7 protein-coding genes, 2 tRNA genes and 1 riboswitch are annotated in these 13,288 nt (G+C 74.8%); of the genes, 8 read left to right on the top strand and 1 reads right to left on the bottom strand.

Annotation, left to right across the window (positions count from 1 at the left end; genetic code table 11):
* The first annotated feature begins 278 nt into the window (after nucleotides 1–278).
* The 3 genes from ACIA79_RS21855 to ACIA79_RS21845 all read left to right on the top strand — a co-directional run bounded on the left by ACIA79_RS21855 (nucleotide 279) and on the right by ACIA79_RS21845 (nucleotide 7,038).
* Nucleotides 279–3,518, top strand: a complete 3,240-nt coding sequence (locus ACIA79_RS21855; RefSeq protein WP_399430016.1) for an FG-GAP-like repeat-containing protein — start codon at nucleotides 279–281, stop codon at nucleotides 3,516–3,518.
* 277 nt (nucleotides 3,519–3,795) lie between these two features.
* On the top strand, nucleotides 3,796–6,864 hold the full coding sequence (locus ACIA79_RS21850; RefSeq protein ID WP_399430015.1) for an FG-GAP-like repeat-containing protein: 3,069 nt from the start codon (nucleotides 3,796–3,798) through the stop codon (nucleotides 6,862–6,864).
* Between the two features lie 101 nt (nucleotides 6,865–6,965).
* Nucleotides 6,966–7,038: transfer RNA gene (locus tag ACIA79_RS21845), tRNA-Lys, on the top strand.
* 47 nt (nucleotides 7,039–7,085) lie between these two features.
* Here ACIA79_RS21845 and ACIA79_RS21840 read toward each other — a convergent pair.
* Nucleotides 7,086–8,555: a PLP-dependent aminotransferase family protein gene (locus ACIA79_RS21840; protein ID WP_399430014.1), complete on the bottom strand. Its 1,470-nt coding sequence runs from the start codon at nucleotides 8,553–8,555 to the stop codon at nucleotides 7,086–7,088.
* 47 nt (nucleotides 8,556–8,602) lie between these two features.
* Here ACIA79_RS21840 and ACIA79_RS21835 point away from each other — a divergent pair, with 47 nt between their 5' ends.
* From ACIA79_RS21835 to ACIA79_RS21815, 5 genes are all read left to right on the top strand, one after another.
* Entirely contained in the window at nucleotides 8,603–9,061 is a 459-nt protein-coding gene (locus tag ACIA79_RS21835) for a carboxymuconolactone decarboxylase family protein (RefSeq protein WP_399430013.1), read from the top strand.
* Between the two features lie 58 nt (nucleotides 9,062–9,119).
* Nucleotides 9,120–9,193, top strand: a tRNA-Met gene (locus tag ACIA79_RS21830).
* Between the two features lie 142 nt (nucleotides 9,194–9,335).
* A complete protein-coding gene (locus tag ACIA79_RS21825) occupies nucleotides 9,336–10,505 on the top strand; it encodes a PP2C family protein-serine/threonine phosphatase (RefSeq protein ID WP_399430012.1) in 1,170 nt (389 codons plus the stop codon).
* A gap of 226 nt (nucleotides 10,506–10,731) precedes the next feature.
* Nucleotides 10,732–10,867: riboswitch (cyclic di-AMP (ydaO/yuaA leader) on the top strand.
* Nucleotides 10,868–10,878: 11 nt separating this feature from the next.
* The gene (locus ACIA79_RS21820) at nucleotides 10,879–11,973 is read left to right on the top strand and encodes a M23 family metallopeptidase (protein ID WP_399430011.1); all 1,095 of its coding nucleotides are present in this window, start codon (nucleotides 10,879–10,881) and stop codon (nucleotides 11,971–11,973) included.
* Between the two features lie 346 nt (nucleotides 11,974–12,319).
* Complete coding sequence (locus ACIA79_RS21815; RefSeq protein WP_399430010.1) at nucleotides 12,320–13,288, top strand: aldo/keto reductase; 969 nt, start codon at nucleotides 12,320–12,322, stop codon at nucleotides 13,286–13,288.

Raw genomic sequence — 13,288 nt, 5'->3', positions numbered from 1 at the left:
GCAGCAGGACCCTGCGGGCCCGCACAGCACTCCGGTGCCGTGCGGGCCCGCTTCGTGCTGCCCGGGCCGTTTCCCTTGTCCCGTCCGCCCTTTGAACGGGTTCGAAACCGGCTTTCTTCAGCCACGAGGGTGCTGTTATGGTCAGCGCCATCGCATGGGGGGATCGGCTGGGGGGCTCTTCCGCTCGCACTCGCGTCGCCGGTTCCGGCCGATGCCGAAACCCCTGCCCTCATGTCCTGGGGAGGGACACTCACTTGGCTCGTACGAGCAATGGCCGTGTGCGCGGAAACGCCCGCGCCCGTGCCGCTCTCATCCTGGCGCTGGCGACCGCGACGGCGGCGGGATCCGCCGTCACCGCGCTGCCCGCCACCGCCGCCGAGGCGTCGGACGTGACCGTCCTGCCGCCGGCCCCGCGTTTCGCGCCGCGCGGCACGTCGATCCTCAACGCCGGCGAGACCGGCTACCTGCTGGCGCAGGAAGGCGACGACCGCCTTCTGTGGATCGATTACGCGACCGGCTCGGCGACCCCGCTCGCCACCCGGCTGCCGGAGAAGCCGCGCTTCGACATCGACTCGGGCAGCTGGGACCGCCGGCAGCGGCTCCCGATCGCCCAGGGCGGCCACTACGGCCAGGGCTCCGACACGGTCGCCCTCTACTCCGCCTCCCCCGCGCCGCACGTCACCCTCCAGAAGGGCGCGGGCGCGCCGTTCGCGGACATCGTGCTGCCGCAGGGCCAGGCGTACGTCAGCACGTTCGGCGACGCGGTCCTCACCCGCACGGGCGCGGCCGACGCGCCCACCGGTTACCACGTGCTGCGCCACGAGGCGGGCACGACGACCGACACGCCCGTCACCGGGCTCCCCGAGGGCGCGGCCCTCCAGGGTGTCGAGCACGGCGACGCGCGGTCGCTCATCCTGCGCTACCGGGCGTCCGCCGAGGCGACGAGCGCGAGCTGGTCCCTCGTGGACCTGGCCGACGGCGTGGCGAAGCCGCTGCCGGACCTCGCGGACCCCGAGAACCCGGGGGAGGTGGACGGCTTCCGGCTCGGTGGTGAATCGATCCTGCGGCTGCGCACCGGCCGCGGCATGGTCGACGTCCTGGACCGCGCCGCCCCGCACACGGTCGTCCGCAGCGTCGGCACCAACCCCGTGGGCGGAGGGGAGTTCGCGATGGCCGGCACCTCGGTGCTCGGTCTGGCCCACCAGAACTCCGGGAACAACGAGTACCGCGGCAACCCGCTCTTCCGCCTGCTGGACGAGGAGGGCGCCAGCCAGGCGGTGCTGGAGCTGGCGCGCGGGATGGTCACCGCCCCCGACGGCTCCGTCCTCGTCGCCGGCGCGACCAACCCCCCGCCGCAGGGCGACATCGACTGGGCCATCCACCGCATCGTGCCCAAGGACGGCGGCGGGGTGGAGGTGCGCCGCCTGACGACCATCGAGCCCGCGCCCGCCCACATCTACGGGCTCTCCCTCGGCAGCGGCATCCTCACCACGGCCGACAGCAGCACGATCTACCAGCCGCACACGTACCTCGGCGCGTACCGCAGCACCTGGCTCAGCACCTCCGGGCAGCCGCAGCCGGTCCGCTCGACCGTGGACTGGATGGTGAGCGGCCGGGACGGCGACTGCGTCGGCGACGAGGGGTACGACGACGAGCGCTGCGTCTCGATGTTCGCCGGCGGTGACGGCCACCACGGCCGCGCGAACGCCACCGGGAGCGGCGTGACGCTGCTCTTCAAGAACGGCGAGCTGGCGTGGGGCCCGCGCCTCACCACCGGCATGCACAGCCCCGTGCTCGCCGACCTCTCCGGCAGGTTCGGCGTGATCGCCAACGGCACGGGCGGCACGCACTACGCCGCCGAGTTCAAGGCACCCGACTCCGGGGCGCTGCTCCCCCTCAGCGGCGGCGCGTCCGCCGTGTGGGGTTCCACGCTCTGGAGCGCCGCCAAGGACAGCGGCACGATCACCGCGAAGAGCCTCCCGGCCGGCACGGCCGGCGAGTCCTTCACGACCCCCAACAACTGCGTCCCGAGCGAGCTCCAGGCCGCGGGCCGCTGGGTGTACTGGGCGTGCGTCGACACCGTCGGGTGGGTCAAGGGCTCGGGCGTGTACGACCGGCAGACCAAGCGGACCGTGACCGCGCCCGGCCGCAACGTGCTGCTCGGCGACGGCTACCTGGTCCACCAGGACCGGGACAAGAACACCGGTCTGACCCTCTTCGACCTGCACAACGGGCTGCCCGCCTCGGGCGCGGTGGCCGACCTGCCGCAGCGCACCCTGGTGAGCGCGGCCGACCTCGGGTCGTCCACGCAGCGGCGTACCGGCTGGACCGTCGACCGCTTCGGCGGCCACGTCGCGTACGCGGGTGACGACGAGCGCGTCCGCATCGTCCGCACCGGAATCCCCGCGCCCGCCGTCACGGTGATCGACACCTCCGTCACCGGCACGGCGCTGGACCTGGCCCGGACCGGTCAGCGCTTCTCCGGCACCTGGTGGACCTCCAAGCCCACCGGCGCCTGGCAGATCACGGTGAAGGAGGCCGCGACCGGCACCGTGGTGCGCACGATCTCCGGGGCCGAGGGCCGCGGCCGGATCGACGCCGCCTGGGACGGGAAGAACACGGCCGGCGAGCCCGTACGGAACGGGTCGTACACCTGGACCCTGACGGGCAAGGCCGCCGACGGGCTGGGCGCCGACCTGGCGGTGACCGGCACGGTGACCGTGACCGGCAGCACCCCGGCCCCCGCGCCCGTGCGCCCGGCGTTCCGCGACTACGACGGCGACAAGGCCGGCGAGCTGTTCGCGCTCACCACCTCCGGCACGCTCTCCGCCAACGAGTACGCCGGCACGACCCGTACCTACACCGCCGCGGCCGGGTGGAGCGCCGCCCAGCACGTCGTGCCGTTCGGCGACCTCAGCGGTGACGCGTGCAACGACGTGCTCGTGCGCACCACGGCCGGGGAGCTCTTCCGGTACGACGGCGACTGCCAGGGCGTCGTGAAGAGCACCAGCCCGCGCGTGGCGCTCGGCACCGGCTGGGGCGCGTACAACGTCCTGGTGTCCGCAGGGGACCAGACCGGGGACGGGCGTCCCGACCTGGTGGGCCGCCGCGCGTCCAACGGCGACATGTACCTCTTCGAGGGCACAGCCGACGGCAAGCTCACCGCGGGCCGCGTGATCCACACCAACTGGTCCGGCTACCAGCGGATCATCGGTGCCGGGGACCTCACCGGCGACGGCATCGGCGACCTGCTGCTGCTCGACGGCGCGAACACCCTCTACCGGGTGGACGGCAGGACCACCGGTCCGTTCCGCAGCCGGGTGCTGCTCTTCCAGAACTGGGGCGCCGGACGCAACGCCATCGTCGGCGCCGGCGACATGACCGGTGACGGCCGGCCGGACCTCATCTCCCGCGACACCGCCGGCAACCTGCTGCGCAACGCGGGCACCGCATCCGGGTCGCTGTCGTCGACCGTGAAGGTCGGCTCCGGTTACCAGGGCTACAAAGGCCTGTTCTGACGGGCTGACGGGCTGACGGGCTGACGGCCTGACACGGCCTGACGGGCCTCTCCGCCCTGTGCGATCCGCCGTGGCACCGGCGACCGCGACCGCCGCACGGGTCGCCGGTCCGCCCGATGCCACGGCGGTCGCGGTTCCGCCGCCCGCGTTCGCCGCCCGCGTCCGCCGCCCGCGTCCGCCGCCCGATTCCCGGCGCATGCGTCCGGCGCATGCGCAGCACCCGGGCGGCCCCCGCAACTCTCTCCGTATCCGACGCACTCGATGGAGGAGCATCACCTTGGGCAGAAACGCCCTGACCCGCGGCGCCACCGCCGCCACGGCCGTCGCCACCGCCTGCGGCCTCGCCCTCGGCCTCGCGCCGCTGGGCGCCGCGCCCGCGCGTGCGGCCGACCTGCCGCCGGAGGCGGTCATCCAGCCGTACGGCACGGAGCGGCGGTTCGCCGACACCATCGGCGTCGGCGGAGCGACCGGCTACGTCCACAAGGCCGAGGACGCGACGTCCCCCGTGTGGCGCTCGTACGACGGCACGGTCGTCCACCCCCTGCCCGACACCGCCCCGGTCTACGCGCGGGTGACCCGGGCGGCGGACGGCCGCGAGGTCGTCACGTACGCGCAGCAGGGGCGGTACGGCACGCAGCGCGTGCTGGACACCGTGACCGGCGAGGTCACCGAGCGGGCGCTGCCGGAGGGCGAGACGTTCCTCGGCGCCGTCGGCACACCGGACGGGCTCCTGACCGCGAGCGTGTTCCGCAGGGCCGGCGGGACCGGCTTCGGCGTGCACCTGCTGGCGCCGTCCGGCGACGGCTGGTCGGCCAGGGAGGTCACCGGGCTCCCCGCCGGGTCGACCGGATACCTGCTGCGCGCGGCCGACGGCAGGGGCGGCGTGCTGTCCTGGTCGACGCCCTCGGGCCCGGGGCTCGGGTACGTCGACTTCGCCTCGGGCGCCGTCGTGTGGACCACCTCCCTGGCCAACGCGGCCCGGCTCGCCTTCGACGAGCGGCACGTCGCCTGGTTCGCGGGCGGCTCCGTGCACCTGCGGTCCCGTACCGAACCGGGCGCGCCCGAGCGGACCGTGGCGCTCCCGGCGCCCGCGCAGGGCACCGCGGACTACCGCATCGCCCTGGTGGGCGACGCCGTCTACGCGGTCCGCACGGCCGCCAAGCCGGACGACGGCGTGGCCGACCCGCTGTACGCGGTGGGCCTGGCGGACGGCGCCGAGGTGCGGACGGTCCTGCCCGAGGCCGCCTCCCTGATCCAGTCGGGCGACGGCGGCGCCCTGCTGTTCGGCGGCGGCGCCGGCGGCGCCGACTGGGCCGTCCGGCGCCTGGCGCCCGGTGCCGCGGTACCGGCCGCGCTGCTGCCGGTCGGCACGACGAAGCCGGTGCGCTACGGCCTGAGCCTGGACCGCGGGCGCCTCGGCATCGCCGAGGGGATGACGTCCCGTACCGGCGGCATCATGAAGGGCAGCCTCCACCAGTACGAGGGCGGCACGGGCCCGGCACCGGTCGCGGGCGACCGGACGGAGCGGTACGCGCTGGGCACCACCGCCTCCGGTCTCTTCGCCGCGGAGGGCGGCGAGGTGACGTACCTGACCGGCCAGGGCGACGACGTGATCGCGCACCAGCACCACCGGGACGTCCTCGAGGGCCACCGCGGCGGCCGGATCGTCGACGCCGACCGCCGCTGGGCCGTGTACGACAGCGGTACGCAGGACAAGCAGCTCGTGCTCGACACGGTCGGCGGCGGCACCCTGCTGGAGCGGCCCGAGGTGGCCGCCGCCGTGTACGACACCACATTGTGGAGCGCCACCGCGACGGCGGGCACGTTCACCGCGTACGACCTGGCCGAGGCCGAGGAGACGGGGAGTGTCACCACCGACGTGCCGTGCGTTCCCACGGAGATCCAGGCCGTGCACCGCTGGCTGTACTGGTCGTGCGGCGCCGACGGCCCGGCCGGCGTGTACGACCGCACCGCGAAGAAGTCCGTCCGCGTCGACGGCGGTGACGTCCTGCTCGGTGACGGCTTCACCGTGCGCCACGCGGCCGGTGAGCTGCGCCTGACCGACGTCACCTCCGGCACGGCGCGCACGCGCACCGTCGCGGCCCTGCCGCACCGCGAGGCGGGCGGCCACGACCGGCGGGTGACGTGGACCGTGGACCGGTACCGGGGCCACATCGCGTACACGGACGCCGCGGGTGCGACGCACATCGCGCCGACCGGCGCCACGGGTTCCGGTCTGGCGGCGCTGCGGCCCGCCGCCGACGACCCGTCGGTCCGGCCGCGCCGCAGCGACCCGTGGCAGACGCGGTGGGAGCTCACCGGTCCGGCCGCCTCCTGGACCGCGGAGTTCCGCCACCGGGCGACCGGCGCGCTGGTCGCGACGACGAAGGGCACCGGCGACCGCACCGCGGTGACGGCCGCCTGGGACGGCGTGGACGCCCAGGGCGCCCCGGCGCTGTCCGGCGCGTACACCTGGACCGTCCGCATCACCCCCGCCGACGGCAGGGGCGGGGACCTCGTCCGGTCCGGGACGGTCGCGCTGTACCACGGCAGGGCGCCGCGGCACGACTTCGGGCTGGACGGCACCCCGGACCTGCTGGCGATCAACAAGTACGCCGGGATGGAGCTGATCAAGGGCAGGCCGGACGGCACGCTCTCCGACAAGCCCGCCGAGACGTCGCCGTTGCCGTGGGACGACGTGGACGCCGCCGTGGCCATCGGCGACCCGCTGGGCGACGGCTGCAACGACCTGCTGCTGCGTCACTCCTCGGGCGTGCTGTACCGCGCGGAGGGCTCGTTCGACGGGGCCTGCCGGCTGCCGGACCGCCAGGTGGGCACCGTCCGGGTGTCCCTCGGCACCGGCTGGGACGTCCACAACGTGATCGCCTCCCCCGGCGACCTCACCGGTGACGGCGTGGACGACGTGATCGGGCGGGCCGCGGCCACCGGTGACATCTGGCTGTACGCGGGCAGGGCCGACGGCCGGCTGCAGCCGGGCGTGCGGATCAGCTCGAACTGGTCCGCGTACAAGAAGGTCGTCGGCGCGGGCGACCTCAACGGCGACGGCCACGGCGATCTGCTCCTCCAGGACGCCTCCAACGAGCTGTGGCGCGTCGAGGGCCGCGGCGACGGCACCGTCAGGAGCCGGGTCCTCGTCTTCAGCGACTGGGGGGCCAACCGCGACACCGTCCTCGGCATCGGCGACCTGTCCGGTGACGGCAAGGCGGACCTCCTGTCCCGGGACACCTCCGGCAACCTCTGGCGCAACGACGGCAACGGCGCGGGTTCGTTCGGCGGTTCGCGCCTGGCCGGCAGCGGATGGACCTCGCACAGGACGCTGTTCTGACACCGCCTGCCCGGGCCCGGGGGCCGATACTCGATCGGCTCCCGGACCCGGGAGGGCTATGCTCGGCACAACGCGAGGCGCCCGGATATGCTGCGGGTCGCGGGCCGTTAGCTCAATTGGCAGAGCAGCGGACTTTTAATCCGTTGGTTGTGGGTTCGAGTCCCACACGGCCTACCGCGCAGCCCCGGACCGGCATCCCCGGTCCGGGGCTTCTTCGTGCCTCACCGCCCACCCGCCGGCCGCAGCGCCGCGCACAGGGCCTCCAGGGCGGGGCCGTAGGCATGGTCCGGCGGGGTGGCGTAGCCGACGACCAGGCCGTCCGGGGCGGGCATGGTGGCGGCCGGGTGGCGGAAGGCGGCGAGACCGTCGAGGGCGATGCCCCGGCGCCCGGCCGCCCGTACCGCGGAGGCCTCGGTGCCCGGCGGGAGGCGCAGGACGGCGTGGAGGCCGGCCGCGATGCCGGTGGGGACGAGGTGCGGCGCGTGGGCGGCGAGGGCGGTGACGAGCCGGTCGCGGCGGCGGCGGTACCGCTGGCGCATGCGGCGCACGTGGCGGTCGTACGCGCCCGACGCGATGAAGTCCGCGAGGGTGAGCTGGTCCAGGACGCTTGCCCACGCCTCCCGTTCGCCCTTGGCGGCGAGCACGGCCCCGACGAGGTGCGGGGGCAGGACCATCCAGCCGAGCCGCACGGCGGGGGAGAGGCTCTTGCTGACGGAGCCGCAGTAGAGGACGTGGTCCGGGTCGAGGCCCTGGACGGCGCCGACCGGTTCGCGGTCGTAGCGGAACTCGCCGTCGTAGTCGTCCTCCAGGACCAGGGCGCCGCGCGCGCGGGCCCAGTCGACCACCGCCGCGCGGCGCCGCGCGTGCAGCGGGCCGCCGGTGGGGAACTGGTGGGCGGGCGTGAGCAGTACGGCCCGTACGCCGGGGCGGTCCGCCAGCTCCTCCGTGCGGGCGCCGTCCTGGTCCAGCGCGAGGGGGACGGTGGGCGTCCCGGCGGCCTCCAGCAGCGAGCGGTGGAAGCCGAGTCCGTACGACTCGACGGCCAGCGGGCCGCGCAGCACCCGGTCGCCGAACAGCAGGCGCAGCGCGTGGGCGAACCCCGAGCAGATGACGATGTGCTCGGGCGAGGTGTGCACGCCCCGCGCGCGGGCCAGGTAGGCGGCGAGCGCCGTGCGCAGCTCGATGCGGCCCCGGGGGTCGCCGGGGCCGTAGGCGGAGTGCGGAGCGGCGTTCAGGGCGCGGCGGGCGGAGGCGAGCCAGGCGGTGCGGGGGAAGGACGAGGCGTCGGGGGATCCCTGGCGCAGGTCGTGGCGGACGGGCGGGCCGGCCTCGCCCATCGTCCGCCCGGGTCCCGCCGGTCCGGCGGCCGCTGTGGCCGCTCCCGTGGTCCTGGCCGTTCCCGCCGGTACGGCCGCCCGTCCGGCGACGCGGGTGCCGGACCCCTGGCGGGCGGTGAGCCACCCCTCGGCGACGAGCTCGGCGTACGCGTCCGCGACCGTGTTGCGGGCGAGCCCGAGGTCGGCGGCGAGCGAGCGGTACGGCGGCAGGCGCGTGCCGGGGGTGAGCCTGCCGCTGCGGACGGCGTCGCGCAGCGCGGCGCTCACCGCGGCCCGGCGGCTACCGCCCGCCGGCAGCTCCAGATGCAGGTCGGACCCGGTGCGCTCGGCGGAATTGACCCATGATTCCGGCATGGAAGTGCACCCTACAGCCGGTCTTTCCGGTCCTTAGATTCGACGGCATGACGAACACGGACACGGTTTCCCGGCTCGACTTCGCCCAGGCCGCCCCGAAGGCCTTCAAGGCCCTGATCGGATTCGACACCGCCGCCCGCGAGGGCCTCGACCCCACCCTGGTGGAGCTCGTCCAGATCCGGTCCTCGCAGCTCAACGGCTGTGCGTACTGCCTGCACATGCACACCCGCGACGCCCGCAAGGCCGGTGAGAGCGAGGAGCGGCTGCACATGGTCGCCGTCTGGGAGGACGCCGCGCACTTCTTCACCGAGCGCGAGCGGGCGGCCCTCGCGCTGACCGAGGCCGTCACGCTGGTCGCGTCGTCCGGGGTGCCGGACGACGTCTACGCGCGCGCTGCGGCCCACTTCGCGCAGGAGGAGCTGGCGCGGCTCCTGGCCCTCATCCTCACGATCAACACCTGGAACCGGATCGCCCTCAGCACGGCCAAGATCCCGGGCGCCGCGTAGCGCCCGGCGGTCCGTGGTGATGATCTCCGCTCCGATGGCGTAAGGTGGTGTTCACCGACGCGGGGTGGAGCAGCTCGGTAGCTCGCTGGGCTCATAACCCAGAGGTCGCAGGTTCAAATCCTGTCCCCGCTACTGATCGACGAAGACCCGGTGCCTTGCGCACCGGGTCTTCGTCGTTCCCGGGCCGAGTGCGCTCGCCCGGTCGGCCGATGGCGTACGGCGGTGCGGCGCGGCTCCGGACGGCGTGCGCGGGCCCCGCCTACCGTCCGTAGCCGTGGGCGACAACGGCGGCACCGGGGGTACCGGCACGAGGGGCGCGACCGCGGACTCCACCTGGGTGCGCAACCCCCGGCGGGCACGGGTGCGCCGCTTCCTCCGGGCGGTCCCCGCCCTCATGATCGTCGGCGGGATCGGGTACGACCTGGCCACGCCGCCCGCGTTCACCGCCGTGCCGCTGTTCGCCGCCGCCCCGCTCGTCGCCGCGCCCTTCTTCACCGCGCGTACGACCCTGGTGGCGGGGCTCGCCGCCGTCCTGGCCGTCGTCGGGCCGCGGCTCCACAGCGGCGTGCTGCACGAGGCCCCGGCGATCACCGAGACCGTCACCCTGATCACGGTCTCGGGGCTCGCGCTGCTCATCAACCGGGTCGTCCGGCGCAGCGGTGAGCGGCTCGCCTCCGCCCGCGGCATCGCCGAGACCGCGCAGCGGGCGGTGCTGCCCACGCCGGCCGAGCGGATCGGCGGACTGCGCGTGGCGGCGCGGTACGAGGCGGCGCAGGCGGACGCGTTCATCGGCGGCGACCTGTTCGCCGTGCAGGACACGCCCTACGGGGTGCGGCTGGTGGTCGGGGACGTACGGGGGAAGGGCATGGGCGCGGTCGAGGCGGTGGCGGTCGTGCTGGGGGCCTTCCGGGAGGCGGCAGAGCAGGAGAGCTCCCTGGAGGGCGTGACGCAGCGGCTGGAGCGGGCGCTCGCCCGGGAGGGCACGCGGCGGGACGGGCTGGACGCCTTCGAGGGGTTCACCACCGCCGTCCTGGCCGAGGTGCCGCGCGGCGAGGGGGTGGTGCGCATGGTCAACCGCGGCCACCCGGACCCGCTGCTGCTGTACGCCGGCGGGAGCCTGGAGCCGCTGGAGCCGGCCGAGCCGGCGCTGCCGCTGGGCATGGCCGACCTGGGGGCCTGGCCCGACCGCGCGGAGCAGGTGCCGTACCCGCCCGGAGCGACGCTCCTCTTCTACACGGACGGGCTGTCGGAGGCGAGGGACGCCACCGGTGCCTTCTACGACCCGGCCGTGGGGCTGGCGGGGCGGGACTTCGAGGGGCCGGAGGAGCTGCTGGACGCGCTCGTCGAGGACGTACGGCGGCACACCGGCGGCGGGGCCACCGACGACCTGGCCCTGCTGGCCGTGAACAGGCCGTCGGCGCACGCCGCCGAGCACCGAGCGTGACCGGTGCATACCGCTCCGCAAAGCATTTGACGTGGAGTCGGAAAGTGTGATGAGGCGCGCGGGGCCTGAGGGGCCGTCAAGTTGCCGCATCTGCCCGCCTGTGGGGCGGTACGTCCGGCCGGTGGAAGTTAATGATCAGTAGGAACAGCTTGGAAACGCGGCCCCGCGTCTATTAACGTTCGATAACGCAGCGCGGTCGTCCCAGCCGACGCAAGAGCGACGGCACCGTGCGCGCGCGCCGAATTCCGCATGGGAACCGGGGAACCACCACTTGGGGTGAATCGGGCCGCATCGCCGGCCCGTAGGAGACCTTCCTGCTCCGAACCCGTCAGCTAACCCGGTAGGCGAGAAGGAAGGAAAGGAGTGCGCCCCCGTGGCGTCCAACAGGCCTGCCCCCGAAGCGCCGTCGGCTCCCTCGGCCCCCTCGGCTCCCTACGCCGCCGCTTCGTTCGGTTCCGGTGCTCCCGCGGACGGTCCGTGGGAGGAGTGGAACCCGACCGAGGACACCGTCCGTCCGGTCCGGGGCCGCCACCGGGTCGTCAAGCAGCGCGGCGGGCTGGCCCGCAGCTCCACCGTCCTCGGCGTGGGCGTGATCGCGGCGGTCGGCGCGGGCGGCATGGCCACCGCGCAGGACAAGCCCCCGGTCTCGATATCCCTGCCCGACCTGCCGGGCGCGATCGCCGACAGCCTGCCGGACGCCGAGTCCATGCCCGGTATCGGCACCCTGATGTCCGACGACGGCGACACCCCGGGCGACGCTCCCGTGAACGCGGCGCCGCTCACCGCCGCCTCCCTCACCGCCGGCGACGGCACCGGTGACCAGGCCGACAGCGGAGCGAACGCCGGCGAGGCGCTGCGCGCCCGCATCCTCCAGCAGGCCGAGCAGCAGCAGGCGTCCGCCGACGCCGCGGCGAAGGCCGCGGCCGAGAAGGCAGCCGCCGAGCAGGCCGCCACCGCGGCCAAGGCCCAGCAGACCGCCGCGGAGAAGGAAGCCGCCGAAGCGCAGGCGAAGGCCGAGGCCGAAGCCGCCGCCAAGGCGGAGGCCGAGCGGCTGGCGAAGCTCGCCGCGAGCTACGCGCTGCCGACCTCCTCGTACACGATCACCTCGACCTACGGCCAGGCCGGCTCGATGTGGTCCTCCGGCTACCACACCGGGCTCGACCTCGCGGCCCCGACGGGTACGCCGGCCAAGGCCGTGCACGGCGGCACCGTCAAGTCGGCCGGCTGGTCCGGTTCGTACGGCTACCGGATCGTCCTGGAGCTCGAGGACGGCACCGAGGTCTGGTACTGCCACCTCTCCTCCATGACGGTCGGCGCCGGCCAGAAGGTCGCCACCGGCGAGACGATCGGCCGTGTCGGCGCCACCGGCAACGTGACCGGTCCGCACCTGCACCTGGAAGTGCACACCGCGAGCGGCGAAGGCATCGACCCGCTGGCATGGCTGCGCGGCAAGGGCCTGACCGTCTGATGCCGACCGCGTCGGCGCGGCAGCTCGTTGCGCGGGGCCCAGCTGCCAGGGAGCTCGTGGCGCGGGAACGGCCCGGCCGGGCGCTGTCCGGCCGGGGAGCTTCCGCGCGGACACCCTGCCCGCGGACACCTTCCCCGCGGGCGCCGTCCGCAGAGGCGCCGTCCGCGCGGGCATCGGGAGGCCGAGGCTCCGTGGAGCCGGCCGTCCGCGAAGACCCCGGCAGTCCTGGCGGTGCACCCCCCGACGCCAGGGCTGCCGGCTGCCCCTGTGCCGCTGCGGCAGACTGCCCGCGTCCGGGCGTGCGACGGCCGGAATAGCCGCCTCCTCGAGGGGCGTTGAGCCACGCATGACCTCACTCCGCACGCTGGGCACCTCCGACCTCCACGTCTTCCCCCTCGGGCTCGGAGGTAACGTCTTCGGCTGGACCGCGGACGCCGCGCAGTCCTTCGCCGTCCTCGACGCCTACACGGCCGCCGGCGGCAACTTCATCGACACCGCCGACACGTACTCGTCCTGGGCCCCGGGCCACCAGGGCGGCGAGTCCGAAACGGTCATCGGCGACTGGCTGGCCGCCCGCGCGAACCGGTCCGACGTCCTCATCGCCACCAAGGTCGGCTCCCACCCTCGGTACAAGGGTCTCGCCGCGTCGAACATCAAGGCGGCGGCCGAGGAGTCCCTGCGCCGGCTGCGCACCGACTACATCGACCTCTACTACACGCACTACGACGACCCGAGCGTGCCGGTCGAGGAGTTCGTCCCCGCGCTGGACCAGCTCGTCAGGGACGGCAAGGTCCGTGCCATCGCCGCGTCCAACATCTCCGCCGAGCGGCTCCAGGAGGCCCTGGACTTCTCCGCCCGCGAGGGCCTCGCCTCGTACGTCGCGCTCCAGCCGCACTACAGCCTCGTCTCCCGCGACACCTACGAGGGACCGCTGAGGGACACCGCCGAGCGGGCGGGTCTGTCCGCCGTGCCCTACTGGGCGCTCGCCTCCGGGTTCCTCACCGGCAAGTACCGTCCGGGCGCGGACGTCGACAGCGCCCGGGCCGCGGGCGCGGGCAAGCACCTGGAGACCGCACGCGGCCGTGCGGTGCTCGCCGCCCTGGACGCCGTCGCCGAGGGGCGCGGCGTCGAGGTCGCGACGGTGGCCCTGGCGTGGCTGCTCGCACGGCCGACCGTCGCCGCGCCGCTCGCCTCCGCGCGCACCGCCGAGCAGCTGCCCCCGCTGCTCGCGGTCGCCGGCGTGGAGCTGACGCAGGAGGAGCTGGCCGCGCTCACCGACGCCTCCGCCACGGAGGAGCCCGCCGGCAGCCTTTAG

This window comes from Streptomyces sp. NPDC051310, assembly GCF_044455245.1.
GTDB lineage: Bacteria > Actinomycetota > Actinomycetes > Streptomycetales > Streptomycetaceae > Streptomyces.
This window is presented reverse-complemented; position numbering and strand designations above follow the sequence as displayed.

Coding starts and splice junctions, on each gene's coding strand:
- ACIA79_RS21815 (WP_399430010.1), top strand. CDS start 12,320: ATGACCTCACTCCGCACGCTGGGCACCTCCGACCTCCACGTCTTCCCC.
- ACIA79_RS21835 (WP_399430013.1), top strand. CDS start 8,603: ATGACGAACACGGACACGGTTTCCCGGCTCGACTTCGCCCAGGCCGCC.
- ACIA79_RS21840 (WP_399430014.1), bottom strand. CDS start 8,555: ATGCCGGAATCATGGGTCAATTCCGCCGAGCGCACCGGGTCCGACCTG.